This window comes from Kitasatospora sp. NPDC101108 (genome assembly GCF_055584725.1).
In genome coordinates, this window is record NZ_JBVJLM010000022.1 from 27,782 (window position 1) to 47,986 (window position 20,205).

At 75.4% G+C, this 20,205-nt stretch carries 13 protein-coding genes; 9 read left to right on the top strand and 4 right to left on the bottom strand.

What is annotated here, in order from left to right; all coding sequences use genetic code 11:
- Positions 1 to 13 precede the first annotated feature (13 nt).
- Both ACZ6Z8_RS32310 and ACZ6Z8_RS32315 read right to left on the bottom strand, forming a co-directional pair.
- Positions 14 to 577, bottom strand: a complete 564-nt coding sequence (locus ACZ6Z8_RS32310) for a hypothetical protein (RefSeq protein WP_465613589.1) — start codon at positions 575 to 577, stop codon at positions 14 to 16.
- A 41-nt stretch (positions 578 to 618) separates the two neighbouring features.
- Entirely contained in the window at positions 619 to 1,380 is a 762-nt protein-coding gene (locus ACZ6Z8_RS32315; RefSeq protein ID WP_465613590.1) for a tyrosine-protein phosphatase, read from the bottom strand.
- A gap of 182 nt (positions 1,381 to 1,562) precedes the next feature.
- Here ACZ6Z8_RS32315 and ACZ6Z8_RS32320 point away from each other — a divergent pair, with 182 nt between their 5' ends.
- The 9 genes from ACZ6Z8_RS32320 to ACZ6Z8_RS32360 all read left to right on the top strand — a co-directional run bounded on the left by ACZ6Z8_RS32320 (position 1,563) and on the right by ACZ6Z8_RS32360 (position 17,140).
- The gene (locus tag ACZ6Z8_RS32320; protein WP_465613591.1) at positions 1,563 to 2,333 is read left to right on the top strand and encodes a GntR family transcriptional regulator; all 771 of its coding nucleotides are present in this window, start codon (positions 1,563 to 1,565) and stop codon (positions 2,331 to 2,333) included.
- Positions 2,334 to 2,410: 77 nt separating this feature from the next.
- The gene (locus tag ACZ6Z8_RS32325; protein ID WP_465613592.1) at positions 2,411 to 3,526 is read left to right on the top strand and encodes a PucR family transcriptional regulator; all 1,116 of its coding nucleotides are present in this window, start codon (positions 2,411 to 2,413) and stop codon (positions 3,524 to 3,526) included.
- 207 nt (positions 3,527 to 3,733) lie between these two features.
- Positions 3,734 to 4,528 (top strand): hypothetical protein, encoded by a 795-nt coding sequence (locus tag ACZ6Z8_RS32330; protein WP_465613593.1) that lies wholly within the window; start codon positions 3,734 to 3,736, stop codon positions 4,526 to 4,528.
- Positions 4,529 to 4,592: 64 nt separating this feature from the next.
- Positions 4,593 to 6,614 (top strand): flotillin family protein, encoded by a 2,022-nt coding sequence (locus ACZ6Z8_RS32335; protein WP_465613594.1) that lies wholly within the window; start codon positions 4,593 to 4,595, stop codon positions 6,612 to 6,614.
- A gap of 20 nt (positions 6,615 to 6,634) precedes the next feature.
- Complete coding sequence (locus ACZ6Z8_RS32340; RefSeq protein WP_465613595.1) at positions 6,635 to 11,425, top strand: DNA repair ATPase; 4,791 nt, start codon at positions 6,635 to 6,637, stop codon at positions 11,423 to 11,425.
- An 80-nt stretch (positions 11,426 to 11,505) separates the two neighbouring features.
- The gene (locus ACZ6Z8_RS32345; RefSeq protein ID WP_465613596.1) at positions 11,506 to 12,369 is read left to right on the top strand and encodes an ABC transporter ATP-binding protein; all 864 of its coding nucleotides are present in this window, start codon (positions 11,506 to 11,508) and stop codon (positions 12,367 to 12,369) included.
- A complete protein-coding gene (locus tag ACZ6Z8_RS32350) occupies positions 12,363 to 14,927 on the top strand; it encodes an FtsX-like permease family protein (protein WP_465613597.1) in 2,565 nt (854 codons plus the stop codon). Before ACZ6Z8_RS32345 ends, ACZ6Z8_RS32350 begins: the two co-directional genes overlap by 7 nt.
- A 219-nt stretch (positions 14,928 to 15,146) precedes the next feature.
- Complete coding sequence (locus ACZ6Z8_RS32355; protein ID WP_465613598.1) at positions 15,147 to 16,001, top strand: SAM-dependent methyltransferase; 855 nt, start codon at positions 15,147 to 15,149, stop codon at positions 15,999 to 16,001.
- Between the two features lie 8 nt (positions 16,002 to 16,009).
- Complete coding sequence (locus ACZ6Z8_RS32360) at positions 16,010 to 17,140, top strand: aromatic ring-hydroxylating oxygenase subunit alpha (RefSeq protein ID WP_465613599.1); 1,131 nt, start codon at positions 16,010 to 16,012, stop codon at positions 17,138 to 17,140.
- A gap of 252 nt (positions 17,141 to 17,392) precedes the next feature.
- Here the strand turns inward: ACZ6Z8_RS32360 and ACZ6Z8_RS32365 are convergent, their stop codons facing one another.
- The gene (locus tag ACZ6Z8_RS32365; protein WP_465613600.1) at positions 17,393 to 19,054 is read right to left on the bottom strand and encodes a 4Fe-4S binding protein; all 1,662 of its coding nucleotides are present in this window, start codon (positions 19,052 to 19,054) and stop codon (positions 17,393 to 17,395) included.
- An 88-nt stretch (positions 19,055 to 19,142) separates the two neighbouring features.
- Positions 19,143 to 20,057: an AurF N-oxygenase family protein gene (locus ACZ6Z8_RS32370; RefSeq protein ID WP_465613601.1), complete on the bottom strand. Its 915-nt coding sequence runs from the start codon at positions 20,055 to 20,057 to the stop codon at positions 19,143 to 19,145.
- Between the last annotated feature and the right edge of the window lie 148 nt (positions 20,058 to 20,205).

Consider the following 20,205-nt stretch of genomic DNA (forward strand, 5'->3'; position numbering starts at 1 on the left):
CCCCTCGCCGGGGTCACGGGATGAGCTGGGCGCCGATCAGGCCGCGGCCGGCCTCGACGGCGGCCCGCCAGACCGGGACGACGGCGTCGAACAGGGCGGGGACGTCGTCCGAGTCACCCAGCACCTCGTACGCCCGCTCCCTCGCCGCCGCCCGTGCGGTCCCGTCCAGGTCGAACACCCCCTCCACGGCCGGCAGCGCCACCCGCACCTCCCCCGGGGTGAGGACCAGGTCGCCGAACCAGCCCGGCAGACCCGCCAGCCGCTCGGGGCCGAGGGCGTGGGCCAGGCCGAGCACCGGGTAGCGGTTGCGGGCGGAGACGCAGAGGGCCGGCCCGATCTCCGGACCGCAGTCGTTCCAGGCGTCGTACAGCCCGTTGACGTCCTGCCCGAACGGGCCGGACACCAGCGCCTCCAGCTCGTCCGCGCCGAGCCCCTCGCCCTGCTCCCAGCGCCGCCGCAGCGCGACCTTCCCCGGTTGCGCCGCGTGCCCGTCGAGCAGCGCCTGCAGCTTCGGCCCGTGCCGCTCGATCGCGGTGGCGGGAGCGGGGACGAGGAACCACATGCCCGAGTAGCTCATGGCCCCCGAGCGTAGACGCGGGCCCCGACAGCGGGCCTTGCTCAGGCCGTGGGGGCGGCGGCCTTGGTGCGGAAGGCGGTGAGGGTGGCGGCCGGGATGCCGCAGGCGGGGAGGAAGGAGGCGGCGCCGCCGTGGCGGGTGCGGACGTGGGTGAGGAAGACGGACATGGCCTCGGCGGGGGCCTGGAGGAGGGGGGCCGGGATGCTGAGGTGGCGGCCCTGGGAGTCGGTGACGCGGCTGGTGCCGCTGCCGTTGAGGGCGGTGCGGTGGCGCTCGGCGAGGTTGGCGAAGATCTGCGGGAGGGCGTCGGCGGTGCGGGCGTAGTCGTCGACGATCCGTTCGGCGGGGACGTCGAGGAGGTCGAGCAGCAGGGCGGTGAGCAGCCCGGTGCGGTCCTTGCCGGCGGCGCAGTGCAGCAGGACGGCGCCGGGGCGGGTGGCCGCCTCGACGGCGGCGGCGACGGCCTCGGGGGCGGACTCGGCGAGCAGCAGGTAGAACTCGCCGAGGTCGGCGGCGGTGGTCATGGTCGCCATGTGGGCGGTGAGGACGTCGGTGGCGGGGTTGACCGGGGCGGCGACGACGGCTATCCCGGCGGCTTCGGCGGCGGCCCAGTCGGCGGGCCGGATCTCGCGGGGGTCGCGCAGGTCGACGACGGTGCGGATGTCGCAGGAGCGCAGCTGGGCGACGACGGCCTCGTCGGCGGCCGGGTAGGGCTGGGCGGAGCGGTACAGCACGCCGGGGCGGATCCGCAGGCCGTCCGGGTCGCTGAGGACGGCGGGGTCGCGGAAGTTGACCAGGGACATGCGAGAGGCCTTTCGGTGGAGCCGCACACGGAGGGGAGAGGGCATCCAGTAGGACATCTAGACGTCTAGATGTCCAATCCCCCGCCGGGGTTCGGAGCACCTTTCCATCCCACTCCCGCCGGGCCGCCACGGCGAGCCGGAGCGGCGGCCGCCGGCTTCGTGGGCTTCGTAGGATCGGGTGCGTGGCGACGAACCTCCCGAGCACTCCCCCCAACACCCCGCTGTACCGCCGGCTGGCCCGCCGGCTCCAGGAGCGGATCGACGCCGGCGGCTACCCCGCCGGCGCCCGGCTGCCGAGCGAGCCGGAGCTGAGCGCCGAGTTCGGCGTGAACCGGCTGACCGTACGGCAGGCCGTCGCGGAGCTGGAGCGGGCGGCCGTGGTGGAGATCCGCCGGGGCGTGGGCACCTTCGTCCGCCCGCCGGCGGTCCGCGTCTCGATCGCGGTGGACCCGCGCAGCCAGCGCTTCGACCTGGGCAGCGTGCACGAGGCCCTGCCCGAGGGGGAGCAGGGGGACGGCGAGTTCGTGGTCGCCGCCCCGCCGGTCACCGGCTCGGCGGAGGACGAGGAGGCCGCCCGCCAGCTCGGCCGGGCCTCGGGCGGGCTGTCCCGCCTCGACTCGGTGATCCGCCTCGGCGGGCGGGCCCGGGCGGCATGCAGCTACTGGGTCCCGTTCGGGCCGCTGCCCGCCGAGCTGGTGCGGCCCGGGCACGCCGGGAACCTGGTGCGGGACCTGGCCCGGGCGGCCGGGGTGGAGCTGGAGTACGACTGGCGGGCCTTCGGCGCGATCGGCGCGGACCTCGCGGACGCGGAGCTGCTGGACGTACCCGCGGGCACCCCGCTGCTGGTGCGCGAGGGGGTCAGCTGCACCCCGGACGGCACCCCGTCGCTGTACGTCCGGCGGCGGATCGACGGCAGCAGCGCGCGCTTCGTGCTGCACTTCCGCGAGCGGTAGGGCGCGAGCCCCGGCCGCGAGGACCCTGATAGGGTTCACCGCCCGAAATTCAGGCCGCACGGGGTGGGCAGGACACGGTGACCGAGACGGACGATTGCGACATACCCACCGAGCTGGCCGAGGCGTACCTCGTCCTGCTCGCCGACGTCTCCCGCACCGGGCGCCTGCTGCGCCGGGACGAGCTGGAGGGGCTGCGCCGGCTCGGTGAGCAGTGCGCCGAGGCCGGTTACGGGCTGCGCGAGGTGGTCTCGCACTGCCTGGCCGCGGCCCGCCGGGCCTGGCAGACGCTGCCCGGGGCGACGGCCGCGGCCAGCGTCGGCGAGCTGCGCCGGACCGGCGACGCGGTGCTGGCCGCCACCGACGCGGCGCTGGCCGCGCTCGGCGAGGGACACGAGCGCTCGCAGCGCCTGGCGGTCCGTCAGGAGGAGGCCGCCCGAAGAGAGTTCATCGACGACCTGCTGCACGGCCGCAGCGACCTCGGCCTGCTCGCCGAGCGCGCGGAGCGGTTCGGGCTGCGGCTGGCGGGCGCGTACACGGTGGCGGTGGCGGTCGGCGACGAGCCGTTCGCGGACGTCCATCCGATGGTGCACCGGGTGGAGCGGGAGCTGGCCGGGCGGTTCGGCGAGCGGGACGTCCTGCTCGCCAGCAAGGACGGCCGGCTGGTGTGCATCGCCCCGGACTCCGAGCGGGCCGTGCTGGACGCCTTCGCGGACCTGACGCTGCGCCCCGGCCCCGGCTACCGCCCGGTGCTGCGGGTGGCGACCGGGCGCCGGCACTCGGGCGCGAGCGGGGTGCTGCGCAGCTACGACGAGGCGCTGGACGCACTGGACTACGCGCAGCGGCTGGACCTGCCGGCCTGCCGGCTGAAGGCCGAGGAGCTGCTGGTCTTCCCGGTGCTGATGCGGGACCGGGCGGCGATGGCCGACCTGGTGCGCAGCGTGCTCGGCCCGCTGACCGAGGCGCGCGGCGGCGCCCGTCCGCTGCTGGACACCATCGCGGTGCAGGCGGAGGCGGCGTACGTGAACGCGGAGGCGGCGCGCCGGCTGGGGCTGAGCGTGCGCACCCTCGGCTACCGGCTGGAGCGGATCAAGGTGCTCACGGGGTACGACCCGGCGGACGCGCTGCAGCGGTTCACCCTGGAGACGGCGGCCATGGGGGCGCGGCTGCTGAACTGGCCGGAGCAGCCGCTGTAGGGGCCGTCCTCGAACGGCCCGGCAAACGGCCGATGACCTGCCCGGGGCCGTCCTGTTGCCCGCCTGTTGCAGTGTCACGGGGAACGCGCGTACCAGGGTGTCAAAAGGCCGTAAAGATTGCCGGATCCTGGCAATGTGCGGGCGCCTCCCCCGCTGCCATGATCTCCCCGGCGCCGATGTGCGGCGCCGCCGGAAGGGCGGGGGAGCATGGCCGGGACGGGGGACTTCTTCGCGGCCGCGCTGGCCTTTCCGACGGCGTTGTTCAGCTTCGCGCTGTTGGTGGTGGTCGGGTACTGGCTGCTGATGCTGATCGGCGGCCTGGGGTTCGACGCCGTGCACGGGGGGCACGGCGTCGGGCACCACCCGGGTGCCGGGCACGCCGGGCACGCCGGGCACGTGGGCCCGGTGGGTCACGTCGGACACGGTGCCGGGGGGCACGGTGTCGGGGGGCACGCGGCCCACGGGACGCCCGGCGGGCACGGTGCCGGCGGGGGGAGCACCGGCGGGGGGAGCGCCCACGGTTCCGAGCACGGGAACGGCCACCACGGGGGCGTGCTGGACGGGCTGGGGCTGGGCGGGGTGCCCGTGACGGTGGCGGTTTCGCTGCTGGTCGCGCTCGCCTGGTTCGTCAGCCTGGCCGGCACCGTCCTCACCTCGGGGGCACCGGCGCGCGGCGGCGTGTTCGCCGTCGCGCTGGTCGCCTCCTGGGCGGGCACCCGGGTGCTCGTCCGGCCGCTGCGGCGGCTCTTCCCGGAGGACCGGCCGGTCACCCGGGCCGACTTCGTGGGCCGGGTCTGCGTGATCCGCACCGGCCGGGTGACTGCCGACTTCGGGCAGGCCGAGGTGACCGCCGAGGACGGCTCCACCGCGACCGTCCAGGTCCGCACCGCCGACGCCGAGCCGGGACTGACGGCCGGGCGCACCGCGCTGATCTACGACTACGACCCGGACGGCGAGCACTTCCTGGTCGCGCCGTTCGACCCGTCCCCGCCGGGCCTCTGACGCCACATCGCTTCCAACGATCCACCCACCACTTCGCACCACCATCTCGTCAAAGGACTCCGTGATGGACACCATCGCCGTGGGTTTCGGCGTACTCGTCGCCGTCGTACTGCTCATCCTGCTCGCCGTCCTGCTCTTCGTGGGCCGCCTCTTCCAGAAGGTCGAGCAGGGCAAGGCCCTGATCGTCTCGCGGACCAGGAAGGTGGACGTCACCTTCACCGGCGCGATCGTCCTGCCGATCCTGCACAAGGCCGAGCTGATGGACATCACGGCGAAGACGGTGGAGATCCACCGGGCCGGCCGGGACGGCCTGATCTGCCGGGACAACATCCGGGCGGACATCCGGATCTCCTTCTTCGTCCGGGTGAACAAGACCGTCGAGGACGTCGTCAAGGTGGCGCAGTCCATCGGCACCGCCCGGGCCAGCGACCCGCAGGCGATCCAGGACTTCTTCGCGGCCAAGTTCGCCGAGGCGCTCAAGACCGTCGGCAAGCAGCTGGACTTCACCGACCTGTACACCCACCGGCACGAGTTCCGGGACCAGATCATCGCGGTCATCGGCACCGACCTCAACGGCTACACCCTTGAGGACGCGGCCATCGACCACCTCGAACAGACCCCGATGAGCCAGCTGGACGGCGACAACATCCTGGACGCCCAGGGCATCCGCAAGATCACCGAGCTCACCGCGATCGAGCACGTGCGCACCAACGAGTACCAGCGCAACGAGGAGAAGGAGATCACCCGGCAGAACGTGGACGCCCGGGAGACCGTCCTGGAGCTCGAACGCCGCCAGGCCGACGCCGAGATCCGCCAGCGCCGCGAGATCGAGACCCTGCGGGCCAAGGAGGACGCGGTGATCGCCCGGGTGCAGGAGGAGGAGCGGCTCAACGCCCAGACCGCCTTCCTGCGCACCGAGGAACTGCTCGGCGTGCAGCGGGAGAACCAGGCCCGCGAGGTCGCGGTGGCGCAGAAGAACCGCGAGCGGGTGATCGCGGTGGAGAACGAGCGGATCGAGAAGGACCGGCTGCTGGAGGTCGTCGGCCGCGAGCGGGAGACCGAACTCGCCGTGATGGCCAAGACCAAGGAGGTCGAGTCCCGCCGCCGGGAGGTCGCCGACGTGGTCCGCGAGCGGGTCGCGGTCGAGCGCACGGTCGCCGAGCAGGAGGAGGCCGTCAAGACGCTGCGGGCCACCGAGGAGGCCGAGCGGATGCGCAAGGCCGTCGTCATCCAGGCCGAGGCGGAGGCGCAGGAGAAGCTCGTCAAGGACATCAAGGCCGCCGAGGCCGCCGAACAGGCCGCCTCGCACAAGGCCCGCGAGTCGCTGGTGCTGGCCGAGGCCCGGCAGCAGGCCGCCGAGCTGGACGCGGCCGCCAAGGTCAAGCTGGCCGAGGGCGTCCGGGCCGAGGCCGCCGCCGAGGGCCTGGCCCGGGTGCAGGTGCGGGAGCAGGAGGCCGCGGCGGTGGAGAAGGTCGGCCGCGCCGAGGCCGCCGTGCAGGCCGAGAAGGCCAAGGCGGCCGCGCTGGAGGTCGGCGCCAGGCTGAAGGCGGAGGCCGAGGGCCTGACCGAGAAGGCCGCGGCGATGGCCAAGCTGGACGAGGCCTCGCGGGAGCACGAGGAGTACCGGCTGCGGCTGGCCGCCGAGAAGGACGTCCGCCTCGCCGGGCTGGAGACGCAGCGGCAGATCGCCGAGGCCCAGGCCGCGCTGGTCGCGACCGGCCTGGAGAAGGCGAAGATCGACATCGTCGGCGGGGACTCGGTGTTCTTCGACAAGCTGGTGCAGTCGGTGACGGCCGGCAGGAGCGTCGACGCCTTCGTCGGCCACTCGCAGACCGCCCGGACCCTGGCCGGGCCGTGGCTGGACGGACGGGCCGACTTCACCGAGGACCTCACCCGGGTGCTGTCCTCGGTGTCCACCGCGGACGTGCAGAACCTGACGGTCTCCGCGCTGCTGCTCCAGCTGATCGGCAGCGGCGGCGAGCAGGCCGGGCAGCTGCGACAACTGCTGGACTCGGCGAAGAAGCTGGGGATCGCCGAGACGCCGATCGGGGCGCTGTCCGCCGCCTCCGTGAACGGCTCCAAGTAACGACCCGGAGGGGCGGCCGGATGACCGGCCGCCCCCGAGCACCCGAGGAACTGACCGTGGACGCCCCCGACACCCGGCTCGACGCCGGCACCTACGAGGTCCTGCGCGACCGGCTCGCCCGGGCCGCCGCCGAACTCGCCGACCGCGCCCAGGCGTTGAACGCCCGCCGGGTCGAGGAGTTCGGCGGCGGGGAGCTGCGGCTCACCGGCACCGGGCGGCTCACCACCGCCCGGCCCTGCCTGCCGCAGGACCTCACCGCCGCCGCCGGGATGCTGCTGCTCGGCACCCGGCCCGCCGGGACCAGGGACGCCGACGGCCCCGGGGACGTCCTCGGCCTCCACCACCCCGACCTGTCCCCCGCCACCGCCGAGGGCACCCTGCTGGACGACCCCCGGCTGCGCCAGGACCTCGCCGACCTGCGCCGCTACTTCCGCGACGCCCGGCTGGAACGGCTGCGCCCGGTCGGCGGCCGACTGCTCGCCGTCTTCCGCACCGGCCCGGCCGCCGCCGACGTCCGGGTGCTGCGCTGGCGCCTCGACGACGACCGGGCCGACTACCAGGACGGGCACGGCGAGCGCGACCACACCCCCGCCGAGGGCCAGCAGCTCGACTGGACGCCCCTCACCCGGGACGACCAGCTGCCCGCCGCCCCCGGCACCGCGCCGCGCGCCGAGCTCGCCGGGGAACTCCACCTCGGCGTGGACGGCGGCCGGCTCACCCTCACCACCCCCGACGGCCGCGAACTCCACCACGAGCCGCTCGCCGAGGCCCTGCAGACCCTCGCCGACGCCCGGATCGCCCACGCCCGGCTCGCCACCCTGCTGCTGGTGCGGGTGCGCCCGTACCAGGAGGAGACCGTCCGGCACCTGGTGGTGCACCTGCCCACCGGCCGCGTCACCAGGATCGACGCGCTCGGCCGGGCCTGCCTGCGGCTGCCCGCCGACCAGGGCGTGGCCTTCCCCGGCGGCTGCCACCTCGCCGACGGCACCGTGCGCGTCTTCGACCAGCCGGTGGACGGCCTGGAGTACGAGCGCACCCTCCTCTCCCCCAACGGCGAGGACGTGCTGTACGAGTTCCGCTCCGCCGTCGACGGACACGCGCTGCTCCAGCCGTACAACTCCGTCCGCCAGGAGGCCGCCGTCCCGCTCGCCTGCCAGGGCTACGCGCTGCTCGACGACGGCACCCTGGTCGCGCTGCGCCCGGCCGAAGACGGCCCCACCCGGCTGCACCCCGTGCAGCTGTGGCGGAGCCCGTTCACCAGCGAGCGCCACGCCGCCCAACAGCCGCCCGGCACCGGCCCGTTGGCCCGGATCGGGAACGCCGACCTGGTCCGCGGCCTGGCCGACTGCCTGGCCCTGGCCCGGCTGGCCGCGGCCGGCGCCGACACCCCGGCCGGGCACCGGGCCGTGCTCGCCGCCTGCACCCGCACCACCGACCGGCACCACTGGCTCGGCCAGGACGGCCTCGGCGACCTCGCCGCGCCGCTCGCCGAGATCCGCGACACCGCCCGGCAGGTGATCGCCGAGTACGAGGCGATCGCCCGGCTCACCGCCCACGCCGCGGCCCGCACCGAGGAGACCGCCGAGCACGTGGAGGGCCTGCTGCGCACCGCGCGCGGCGAGACCCTCGCCGACGCCGCCGAGTGGGTCGACCGGCTGGCCGCACTGCGCCGCGCCCAGGGCCGGGTCGAGGCGCTGCGCGACCTGCCGCGGGTGGACGGGCGGCGGATCGACGCACTCGCCGAGCACCTCGCCGCCGGGCTGGCCGAAGCCGCCGACCGGGCGGTGGTCCAGCTCGCCGAACCCGCCGCCTTCGAGCCGCACCGGCGCCGGGCCGGTGAACTGGCCGAGCAGAGCGCGGCCATCGCCACCGCCGCCGAGGCGGAACCGCTCGCCGAGCGGCTCGGCGAGCAGAGCGAGGCCCTGCAGACCGTCTCCGAGCTGGTCGGCACCCTCGACCTGGCCGACGCCACCACCCGCACCGCGATCCTGGACCGGCTCGCCGACGTGCTCGGGCTGCTCAACCGGGCCCGCACCACCCTGACCGTGCGACGCCGGGAGCTGCGCACCCGCGAGGCCGCCGCCGAGTTCGCCGCCGAGACCGCGCTGCTCGCCCAGGCCGTCACCGCCGCCCTCGCCGCCGCCGACACCCCGGAGGCCTGCGACGACCGGCTCGGCCGGCTCCTGCTGCGGGTCGAGCAGCTGGAGACCCGCTTCGCCGACGCCGACCCGGCGCTCGGCGAGCAGCTCGCCGAGCGCCGCACCGGGATCCACGACGCGCTCTCCGCCCGCCGCCAGCACCTGCTGGAGGAGCGGGCCCGCCGGGCCGACCGGCTGGCCGCCTCCGCCGAGCGCGTCCTCGACACCCTGCACCGCCGCCTCGACGCCCTCGACACTCCCGAGGAGATCGAGACCACGCTCGCGGCCGACCCGACCGCCGTCAAACTGCGCGACCTGGCCCGGCAGTTGACCGAACTCGGCGACCGGGTCCGGGCCGAGGAGCTGACCGGACGGCTGCGCGCCGCCCGCGGCCGAGCCCACCGCGCCCTGCGCGACCGCGCCGAACTCGCCGGGGACGGCCCCGGCACCCTGCGACTGGGCCGCCACCTGTTCGCGGTCACCACCCAGCGCCCCGAACTCACCCTGCTGCCCTGGCGCGGCCGGCCCGCCTTCACCCTCGCCGGCACCGACTACCGCTCGCCCGTCACCGACCCGGCCTTCGCCGCCACCGAGCGGTACTGGGACCGGCCGCTGCCCTCCGAGACGCCCGCGCTCTACCGCGCCGAGTACCTGGCCGGGAGCCTGCTGCTGGCCGCCGCTCCGGACGCGCTGACGGCGGAGGCGCTGTCGGCGGAGGCGCTGTCGGGCTCCCTGGCGGTGGACGGGTCGGCGGACCGGGACGACCTGCTGGAGTACGTCCGCCGGGCCGCCGAACAGCGCCCGGACGAGGGCTACCAGCGCGGGGTGCACGACCACGACGCCGCCCTGGTGCTCCGCGCCCTGCTCGAACTCGCAGCCGAAGCAGGCCTGTTGCGCCACTCGGCGGCCACCCGGGCGGCGGCCCAGCTGTACTGGGCGCACGGTACGGACGAGCGCCGACGGCTGGTCTGGCACACCCGGGCCCGCTCCCTCGGCCTCGCCCGCCAGGCGTACGGGCCGGTGCCGGCGCTGGCCGCACTCGCCTCCGAACTGTCCGGCGCCGTCGCGGAGTTCGTGCCGGAGGTGGCGGACGCCGGTGGCTACCTGGTGGCCGAACTCACCGCCGCGGCACCGGCCTTCGTCCACTCGGCGGGCGCGGCCGCCCTGCTGGACAAGTTCCACGCCACCCCCGAGTCCGCCGGACTCACGGAGGCGCTGGCCGCCCTGCCGGAGGACCCGGCGCTGCTCCCCGCCCGGCGCCAACTGGCCGCCGCCTGGCTGGAGTCGGCCGCACCCGACGCCGACCCGGGCGACCTCGCCGAGGCCGCCGCCGTACTGCTCTGCCCCTCCCTGCCGCGCCGCCCCGCCGAGGGCGCCGTGGCCACCCGGCTCACCGGACTGCTCGGCGACCACCCGCGGATCTCCGGCGGCGCCCTGGACCTGCGACTGGACGAACTGCTCGCGCGCGTCCGCGAGTTCGAGACCGTCGAGGCGCCCGGACACCGCGCCTACCAGCGGCTGCGCGGCGAGCTGCTGGCCGCCGAGCACGCCCGGCTGCGCCTCGACCGGTACCGCCCCGCACCGCTCAACGGCTTCGTCCGCAACCGGCTGATCGACCAGGTGTACCTGCCGCTGATCGGCGACAACCTCGCCAAGCAGCTCGGCACCGTCGACTCCGGCGGGCCGGTCGACCGCAGCGGCCTGCTGCTGCTCGTCTCCCCGCCCGGCTACGGCAAGACCACCCTGGTCGAGTACCTCGCCGAGCGGCTCGGCCTGCTGCTGGTCACGGTCAGCGGCCCGGCGCTCGGCCACCGCGTCACCTCGCTGGACCCGGCCGAGGCCCCCGACGCCACCGCCCGCCGCGAGCTGGAGAAGCTCAACTTCGCCCTGCACGCGGGCGACAACGTGCTGCTCTACCTGGACGACGTCCAGCACACCTCGCCCGAGTTCCTGCAGCGCTTCATCCCGCTGTGCGATGCCCAGCGCCGGATCGACGGCGTCTGGGACGGCGAGGCCCGCGAGTGGGACCTGCGCGGCAAGCGATTCGCCGTGGTGATGGCCGCCAACCCGTACACCGAGTCCGGCCGGCTCTTCCGGCTGCCCGACATGCTCGCCAACCGGGCCGACGTCTGGAACCTCGGCGACGCCGTCGCCGGGCGCGAGGACCTCTTCGCGCTCAGCTTCGTCGAGAACTCCCTGCCCGCCAACCCCCACCTCGCTCCGCTCGCCACCGCCGAACGCGCCGACCTGGACACCCTGCTCGCCCGGGCCGCGGGCACCCCCGGCGGCACCCTGGCCGGCGCCTGGCCGGCCGCCGAGGTGGAGCGGATGACCGCCGTCCTGGCCGGGCTGCTCCACCTGCGCGGCACCGTCCTGGCCGTCAACCGGGCCTACCTGGCCTCCGCCGCCCAGGACGACCGCGCCCGCACCGAGCCGCCGTTCCTGCTCCAGGGCTCCTACCGCAACATGGCCAAGCTCGCCCAGCGCCTCGACCCCGCGCTCACCCGGCCCGAACTGGACGCCCTGCTCTCCGACCACTACCGGGCCGAGGCCCAACCGCTCGGCGCCGACGCCGAGGCTCAGCTGCTCAAGCTCGCCGAGTTGCGCGACGCCCTGACGCCGGAGCAGGCGCGGCGGTGGGCGGAACTGAAGCGGACCTGGCGGGAGGCCTGAGGGGGTGTAGCTGGCTACACCCCCGGAAGTGAACCCCTGGTCATTGAGCCACCCCCGTCCGGCGCGGTGGGATGGGGATCATGAACGCCACGGACTTCGCCGTCGAACTACGCTCCGTCCGCCGGACCTACCGCCGCGGGCCCGAGCCCGTCGTCGGCCTGGACGACGTGAGTGTCGGGTTCCCCTTCGGCACCTTCACCGCCGTCATGGGCCCCTCCGGGTCCGGCAAGTCGACCCTGCTGCGGTCGGCGGCCGGCCTGGAGGCGATCGACGGCGGCGAGGTGCGGGTCGACGGCACCGTCCTGGGCGGGCTGCGCGACAAGCAGCTGACCGTGCTGCGCCGGGAGCGGATCGGCTTCGTCTTCCAGTCCTTCAACCTGCTGCCCGCGCTGACCGCGGCACAGAACGTGGCGCTCCCGGCCAAGCTGTCGGGCCGCCGCCCGGCGGCCGCCGAGGTGACCGCCGCGCTGGCCGCGGTCGGCCTCGCGGACCGGGCCGGGCACCGGCCGGGCGAGCTCTCCGGTGGCCAGCAGCAGCGGGTCGCCATCGCCCGGGCGCTGATCACCCGCCCCGCGGTGCTGCTCGCCGACGAGCCCACCGGCGCGCTGGACACCCGCAGCGGCCGCGAGGTGCTCGCCCTGCTGCGCGGGATGGCCGACGACCCCGGCCGGGCCGTCGTCATGGTCACCCACGACCCGGTCGCCGCCGCCTACGCCGACCGGGTGCTGTTCCTCCGTGACGGCCGGCTGGACGGCTCGCTGGAGCGGCCCACCGCCGAGCAGGTCGCCGCGCGGATGACCGCGCTGGAGGCCGACGCGCCGGCGACCGGCTCGACGGCGGCCCGCCCGTCGAAGACTCACCGGTCGGGGACTCACTCGCCGGAGGCTCGCCCGTCGAAGGCTCGCCCGTCGGGGGCTCACTCGCCGGAGGCCGCGGCATGCTGACCCTCGCCCTCGCCTCCGTCCGGCTCCGCTGGGCCTCCTTCGTCGGCAGCTTCGTCGCGCTGGCCTGCGGCGTCGCCCTGATGGCCACCTCGCTCCTGGTCATCGCCGCCACCGCCGACGTCCCCGACCAGGGCCGCCAGCGCTACTCCCAGGCCCCGGTCCTGGTCGTCGCCGACCTGAACGTCGACTTCACCCCCGCGGCCGGCGGCGACCCCCAGCCCACCCCGGTCCCCGCCCAGCCGGGCCTGCCCGCCGGACTGCTCACCGCCGTCGCCGCGACCGGCCCCACCGTCGCGGACCGCACCTTCTACGCCCAGCTCGCGGACGGCCCGCGCGAGCAGGTCGGACGCGCCTGGTCCGGCGCGGCCCTCGGCGGCTACCGGCTCACCGCGGGCACCGCCCCCGCCGCGGACGACCAGGTGGTCATCGGCGGCGGCCGCCCGGAGCAGGTCGGCACCCGCGTCCGGTACGTCACCGCCGACGGCCCGCACACCGCGACGGTCTCGGGCGTCACCGAGGCCGAGGCGTTCGAACACGCCGTCTTCTTCACCGACGCCCAGGCCGCCCGGTACTGCCCCGCCGTCGACGTGCTGGCCGCCTTCGGCCCCGCCGACGCGGTGCGCCGGGCCGTGGACGCGGCCGGCGGCGCGGCCGTCGCCCGGGTGCTCACCGGCGCCGAACGCAGCCAGGCCGACCCGCACCACGCCGAGGTCAGCGCCCGGCTGGACGACGTACAGACCCCGCTCGGTCTGTCCGCCGCGGTCTCCGGCGGCACCGCCGTGTTCGTCGTGGCCGGCACCTTCGCGCTGTCGATCGCCCAGCGACGCCGCGAACTCGCCCTGCTGCGCCTGATCGGCGCCACCCGCCGGCAGCTGCGCGCCCTGGTCAACCGGGAGGCCCTGGTGGTCGGGGTGCTGGCCTCCGCCGCCGGGTGCGCGCTCGGCGCGGCCGGAGCGGCGCCGGCCGGCCGCTGGCTGGTCGACCACGACATGGTGCCGTCCGGCTTCACCGTGCCGATCACCTGGTGGGGGCTGCTGGTCGCGGCTTCCATCGGGCTGCTGACCGCGATCGGCGGCGTCCTGCTCTCCTCGGTCAAGGCCGGGCTGATCAGCCCCGGCGAGGCGCTCGCGGAGGCGGACGCCGAACGGCGCTCGCGGCTCGCCCTGGCCTTCCGCTGGACCAGCGGCCTGCTGGTGCTCGGCGGCGGCATCGCGGCCCTCGCGGTGACGGCCCGCGTCTGGCCCGACGCGGCGGCCAACGCCGCCGACTCGCTCGGCCTGCTGCTGAGCATCGTCGCGGGCTTCGTGCTGCTGGCCGCCGTACTGGCCGGCCCGGCGATCCGGCTGCTGACCGGGCTGCCCGCCCTGACGGCCCGGCTGCGCGGGCGCCCCGCCGAGGAGGGCGGCGGCATCGTCTGGGCCACCGCCCGGCAGAGCTCGCTGACCGCCTTCCGGCGCACCGCCGCGACCACCACTCCGGTGGTGCTGGTCATCGCCTTCGCCGGATGCCTGCTCGGCAGCATCGACACCATCAACCGCTCGCAGGTCAGCGAGGTCCGCCGCCAGCTGTCCGCCGCCGACCTGGTCGTCACCCCGGCCGGCGCGCCCGGGCTGAACCGGGCCGTGGTCGACCGCGTCCGGTCCGTGCCCGGGGTGCGGGCACTGGTCATCACCCCGACCTCGCTGATGACCGTCGACCCGACCGGCCAGGTCCTGGTGCCGCTCAGCGCCGCCACCGCGGACCCGGCCGCGCTGGCCGAGGTCGACCGCCTCCCCGTCGTCGCGGGCTCGCTCGCCGACCTCGGCCCCGGCTCGGTCGCGCTCAGCCGCACCTGGCCGGGCTCGCCCCGGGTCGGCGGCCAGGTGTCCGTCCGGCTGGCCGACGGCACCCCGCGCGACCTCCGGGTCGCGGCCCTGCTCGGCACCGGCGCCGAGACCGTCCAGGCCTGGGTGAACGACTCCGACGCCGTCACCGGCGGCATCGGCGGCCCGGCCCTGGCCACCCGGATCGACCTGCGGCTGCTGCCCGGCACCGACCCCCGACAGGCCGCCACCGCGCTGCACGACGCCGTGGACGGGCTCGGCGCCCGGCTCACCACACCCACGGAGATCTGGTCCAGCGCCGGTGACAGCACCGAACAGGCCGCCTGGAACGCCCTGTTGATGATCCTCGGACTGGCGATCGGCTACGCGGCCATCGCGCTGGCCAACTCCCTGGTGATGACGGTCAGCGACCGCCGGCAGGAGCTCGCCCTGCTGCGCCTGGCCGGCGCCACCAAGGCCCAGGTGCTGCGCACCGTCGCCGTCGAGACGCTGATGTGCGTGGCGGCCGGCACGCTCCTGGGCGTGCTCGGCACCGTGATCAGCGTCGGCGGCTCCTGGGCCGCCCTGACCGACCTGGTCGGCCCGACGCCCGCGGTCATCCCCTGGACGCCGATGGGCGTGCTCGCCGCCGCCTGCGCGGCCATCGCCCTGACGGCCGCGGTGCTCCCGGCCGCGCTGGCCCTGCGCGGCCGCGACGGGCAGACCATCCTCCGCCCCGCGGCGGGCGCCGCCTGAGTCCACCGCGGCGGCGACACCGGCCTGCCGGTCCACCCGATGGTCCCCGGGCGCCGGTGATGGCCACGGCCCGATCGCGGCCATCACCTCGCCGAACCGCGGGACGGCGGAAATCCCGTCGGCCGATCACCCGGTACGACCACCGTACGAACCCTCCTGACGGCGCAGCCGCCGTGGCGCCGCCGGGAGGGGCTGCCGGTCCGCGGCTAGCTTGTCCGCATGGAGGCTCAGGAACTCGACCTCGCCGGGCTGCGCCGGGTGTACGGACGCCCCGGCAGCCGGTGGTTCTACACCCGGGTGGCGCGCAACGCCCGGCACTGGGGATGGACCGAGCCCGGGCAGTCGAAGTGGCGACTGTGGCGGGCGCAGCGGCAGTTGGAGGACGTGCTCGGCCGCAAGCTGGCGCTGCCCGCCGGGTCGCGGGTGCTGGACGCGGGCTGCGGGGCCGGGGTGGTGGCCAGGGCAATGGCGACCCGGTTCGGGCTGCTGGTCACCGGGATCGACGTGCTGGACTTCCACCTCGCCGAGGCCCGTCGGCTGAGTGCCCGTGCGGCGCTGGACGGCCGGACCGTCTTCCACTGGGGCGACTACCATGAACTGCCTTTTTCTGACGGTGAGTTCGACGGCGCCTACTCGATGGAGACGCTCGTCCACTCCTACCGCCCGGCCCGCGCCCTGGCCGAGTTCCACCGGGTGCTGCGCCCGGGCGGGCGGCTGGTGCTGCTCGGCCCGATGAGCACCGGACCGCTGGAGGAACTCCCGCCGACGGCAAGGGCGTTGCTCGAACCGTACCTGGACGCGATGACGATGACCGGCGCCCGGCTCTACCATGCGGGCAACCTGCCGCAGCTGCTCGCCGAGGCGGGGTTCGAGGTCGAGGAGGCCCTGGACGCCACGCCGTACTACACGCCCACCACGGAGGCGGTGCACGCGTACTTCCGGCTTCCGTGGGAGGTGCTGCGCCGCTTCGGCGACCCGGCGCGATGGCTCAACCTCCGTTCCACGGTGGAGATGTACGACGTGCGGGAGTACGTCGCCTGGTACGTTCACACTGCCGTCAAGCCCGCGAGGTGACCACCGCCATGGACGAGCGCTCCGCCCCTCTGCCGTACCCGAGCGGCTGGTTCTGCGTCGGCCGGACACGCGATCTGCCGCCGGGCCGGGTGCGGACGGCCCGGCTGATGGGCGAGGACGTGGTGCTGTACCGGACCGGGCGGGGCGTGGTGCGCGCGATCGGTCCGCACTGTCCGCACCTGGGCGCGCACTTCGGCGCGGGCGGGCGGGTCCGGGGCGAGGAGCTGGTCTGCCCGTTCCACGGCTTCGCCTTCGCCCCGGACGGCTCCTGCACCGGCTCGCCGGACGGCACGCCCTTCCGCGGTTCGCCGGCGAGGCGGCGGCTCGTCGAGCGGGACGGGGCGCTGTTCGTGTGGCACGGAGGAGCGGACGGCGCGGAGCCCGGCTGGGAGCTGCCGCCGGCGGTCGGGGTGCGGCCGCTCGCCTGGTGGAGCGGGGAGGTGCTCTCCCACCCGCAGGAGGTGATGGAGAACAGTGTGGACTTCCGGCACGTGTCGGTGCTGCACGGCCTGAACACCCGGGAGACCGCGCCGCCGGAGCCGGCCGGCCCGCTGTTCACCGTCCACCAGCGCACCACCACCCGGTTCCCGGGGCTGGGCGCGGTGAGCCTGGAGCAGCCGATGCTGCTGGCCGGGCTGGGGATGATGCGGCTGACGGCCGAACTGCCGGAACTCGGCAGCACACTGCGGGTGTGGCTGCTGCCGACGCCGGTCGCGCCCTGGCGCACCCTGGTGCGGTTCGCGGTGACCAGCACCGTGCCGCTGCCACTGCCGGTGCCGGGGGTCGGGTCGGCGCGGGCGGTCAGGAGCGTCGACCGGGCGGCCTCCTGGCTGGCGCTCCGGGCGGCGGTGCGGATCATCAAGCAGGACCGGCCGGTGCTGGCCCACAAGCGGTACCTGGCGCAGCCGCGGCTGGCGCCCGGGGAGCGCTCGATCGGGCTGTTCCGGCGGTGGGTGGGGCAGTTCTATCCCGGGGGTTCGGCGGCGGCCGAGGTGGCCGGAGTGGCCGAGCCGGCCGGGGGCGCTGAGGCGCCAAGGCGTGCTGAGGCGCCCCGGGCGGCCAGCGACTCCCAGACCGGGTCGGGCAGTCCGGGCACCGACCGTCCCTCCGACTGCCACCGGCGGGCCAGTTCGGCGTAGATGGGCGCCTCCGGGTCGGGTTCCGGAGGGTGCCCCGCCCACTGCAGGATCGTTTCTTCAGCCATCGGCCGATGCCACGAGGCCGAGGCCACCCCAAAACTACTCACATCCACCCAACGCGGCCCCCGTGCACCGGGTCACGGCCACGTCAACCGGGCGGTCCGCGCGTCCACCCGCGCGGACCGCGCCGGGTGCTGAGCCCGGGTGCTGAGCCCGGGCGCCGGGTCGGGGGCGCCGGGTCGGGGGCGCGCCTCAGCGTCGTCGGCCCGCCGCCAGCAGTTCCGCCACCGTCGCCAGCTTCACCCGCGGCCGCCCCTGCGCCGCGCCCCGCTCGCGCTCCGCCCGGTCCACCGCGCGCAGCTCCTTCAGCCCCGTCGCGTCCGGCCGGCGACGCCGCACCAGTCGCTCGAACTCCGCACGCCCCGAGGCCGGTTCGGGCAGCGCACGGGCCACCGCGTCGTCCAGCAAGGCGCCCACCGTCTCCCGGGCGCAGGCCCGGTTGGCGCCGATCCCGCCGGACGGCCCGCGCTTGGCCCAGCCCACCACGTACGCGCCCGGCAGCGCCCGTCCGGTGGCCGGGTCGACGACCCGTCCGCCGCGCTGCGCGACCGTCCCGGTCCGCTCGTCGAACGGCAGCCCCGGCAGCGGTACACCCCGGTGCCCGATCGAACGCACCACCAGCCCGGCCTGCAGGGCGTCCCTCTCCCCCGCCACCCCGAGCGGCTCACCGTCCGCCGTCAGCGTGGTCCGCTCGACGGTCAGCCCCGAGACCCGGCCGTCCTCGCCGGTCAGCTCGACCGGCGCCGACAGGAAGCGCAGCACGATCCGCCGCCCCGGCCCCGGCTCCGCGCCCCCGTCGTGGCGCACCAGCGGCAGGCCGGCGAGCAGCCCGGCCCGCGAGTCCGGCGCGGCCGCCTCGATCGCCGCCCGCACCTCCGGATGGTCCTCGACCACCAGCTCGACGCCGGGCAGCCGGGCCAGCACCAGGAACTCCGGCCTGGTCCAGGCCGCCTGCTCGGGCCCGCGCCGGGCCAGCAGCACGACCTCCCGGACCCTGCTGCGGCGCAGCGCGGCCAGCGCGTGGTCGGCGATGTCGGTGGCGGCGAGCCGGTCGGGGTCGGTGAGCAGGATGCGGGTGATGTCCACCGCGACGTTGCCGTTGCCGACCACCACCACCCGCTCGGCGGACAGCTCCACCGCGTCGGCCGGCACCGTCGGGTCGGCGTTGTACCAGCGGACGAAGGAGGTCGCGGGCAGGCTGCCCGGCAGGTCCTCGCCGGGCACGCCGAGGCGCCGGTCGGCGGCCGCGCCGACCGCGTACACCACCGCGTGGTGGTGCGCGGCCAGCTCCTCGTGGGTGACGTCGGTACCGACGTCCACGTTGAGGTGCATCCGCAGCCGGGGGTCGTGGAAGACGCTCGCGAAGCTCTCCGCGATCCGCTTGGTGGACTGGTGGTCGGGCGCCACCCCGTGCCGCAGCAGACCGCCGGTGACCGGCAGCCGGTCGATCATGGTGAGTTCGGCGCTGGTGCAGCGCAGCAGCTCCTGCGCGGTGTACCCGGCGGAGGGGCCGGTGCCGACCACGGCGATCCGCAGCGTGCCGAGCTCGCCGGGCAGACTGCGCGGGAAGCTGGGCGCGCCCCAGGCGTGGTCGTTGGGGTGGTCGCGGAACCAGTCCCGGTTGAGGTCGCCGAAGACGACGTCCGGCCCGCGCAGCCGGTCGACCGGGAACACCGCGTCCACCGGACAGGCGTCCGCGCAGGCGCCGCAGTCGATGCACGCCTGCGGGTCGATGTACAGCATGTCGGTGCTGCCGAACTCCGGTTCCTCCGGGGTCGGGTGGATGCAGTTGACCGGGCAGACGGACACGCACGAGGCGTCGTTGCAGCAGGTACGGGTGATCGCGTAGGCCATGGCCGGGGTGGGGTCCTCGCTCTAGCTGGTCGGTCGTCCGGGGTGGTCGCTCTGGTTCGTCGCTCCGACTCGTCGCCCTGGTTCGTCGTCAGAGCATGTGCACGCGGCGGTAGACGGCCGCCGAGCGGCTGGTGAGCAGACCGGCCTCGGCGAGGAACGCCATCAGGTGCCGGGAGCTGTTGCGCATCATCGCCTTGCGGTGCTCGTTCTCCTTCACCTCCGCGAGCGCCCGTGCGACGTCCAGCCCGGCCGCCCTGTACACGCCCGGGTGGACCATGCTGCTGACGATGACGTACGCGCCGATCGCGATGCCGGTGGCCGAGGTACGGCGGCGGGCGGGGCCGGCGTGGCGCATCCGCTCGCGGATCTCCTGCCGGGCGAACTTCATGTGCCGCGACTCCTCGACCACGTGGATCCGGGAGGTGCCGCGGACGATCTCCAGGACGTTCTCGCCGCGCATCCAGTCGCGCTGCATGACGTCCAGCACCTCCTCGGCCACCAGGATGCCGCCGTACGCGAGCTCACCCTTGGCGAGCGCCTTGAAGGCGCGCCCGGCCTGGGCGATCACCTTGTTGGGCCGGTAGGCGGGGACGCCCATCTTCTGGCAGGCGCGGGCGAACATGATCGAGTGGCGGCACTCGTCGGCGATCTCGGTGAGCGCGAACTGGAACTCGGCGTTGGCGGGGTTCTTGAGGTACTGGTCGCGCAGCACCATCTGCTGGAGGATCATCTCGAACCAGATGCCGGTGTTCATGATCGAGCAGACCTCGTGCCGGGTGAGGGTGACCCGCTGCCGCTCGGTCATCTCGTCCCAGAGCCGGGTGCCGTAGAGGGTGCTCCACTCGGGATTGAGGCCGTAGTGCTCCTCCGGGAGGGGGGCGTCCCAGTCGATCTCGGTCATGGGGTCGAAGGACAGGGTGGCGGCCGACTCCAGCAGCCGCTTCGATACGTCGTCGTCGGCCGCCGTGTGGCCGTGCTCGGTCGCCTGCCGGGTGAGAGCCATGGCTGCCTCCAGGTGCCTGCTCCTGCGGGTTCCCGCTCCCCCGCTTATTAGACGGACAGTACAATAAGAGCCGAGTGCCGAGAACCCCCCGCGCACGTGCGAACCGACGCCAACCCGCGCGGCGCGCGCCGCACACCCCCAGCCCGGC

Bases quoted from the DNA above. Each gene is read 5' to 3' on its own strand.
- ACZ6Z8_RS32310 (WP_465613589.1), bottom strand. From the start codon at position 577: ATGAGCTACTCGGGCATGTGGTTCCTCGTCCCCGCTCCCGCCACCGCG.
- ACZ6Z8_RS32315 (WP_465613590.1), bottom strand. From the start codon at position 1,380: ATGTCCCTGGTCAACTTCCGCGACCCCGCCGTCCTCAGCGACCCGGAC.
- ACZ6Z8_RS32330 (WP_465613593.1), top strand. From the start codon at position 3,734: ATGGCCGGGACGGGGGACTTCTTCGCGGCCGCGCTGGCCTTTCCGACG.
- ACZ6Z8_RS32335 (WP_465613594.1), top strand. From the start codon at position 4,593: ATGGACACCATCGCCGTGGGTTTCGGCGTACTCGTCGCCGTCGTACTG.
- ACZ6Z8_RS32340 (WP_465613595.1), top strand. From the start codon at position 6,635: ATGACCGGCCGCCCCCGAGCACCCGAGGAACTGACCGTGGACGCCCCC.
- ACZ6Z8_RS32345 (WP_465613596.1), top strand. From the start codon at position 11,506: ATGAACGCCACGGACTTCGCCGTCGAACTACGCTCCGTCCGCCGGACC.
- ACZ6Z8_RS32350 (WP_465613597.1), top strand. From the start codon at position 12,363: ATGCTGACCCTCGCCCTCGCCTCCGTCCGGCTCCGCTGGGCCTCCTTC.
- ACZ6Z8_RS32355 (WP_465613598.1), top strand. From the start codon at position 15,147: ATGGAGGCTCAGGAACTCGACCTCGCCGGGCTGCGCCGGGTGTACGGA.
- ACZ6Z8_RS32360 (WP_465613599.1), top strand. From the start codon at position 16,010: ATGGACGAGCGCTCCGCCCCTCTGCCGTACCCGAGCGGCTGGTTCTGC.
- ACZ6Z8_RS32365 (WP_465613600.1), bottom strand. From the start codon at position 19,054: ATGGCCTACGCGATCACCCGTACCTGCTGCAACGACGCCTCGTGCGTG.
- ACZ6Z8_RS32370 (WP_465613601.1), bottom strand. From the start codon at position 20,057: ATGGCTCTCACCCGGCAGGCGACCGAGCACGGCCACACGGCGGCCGAC.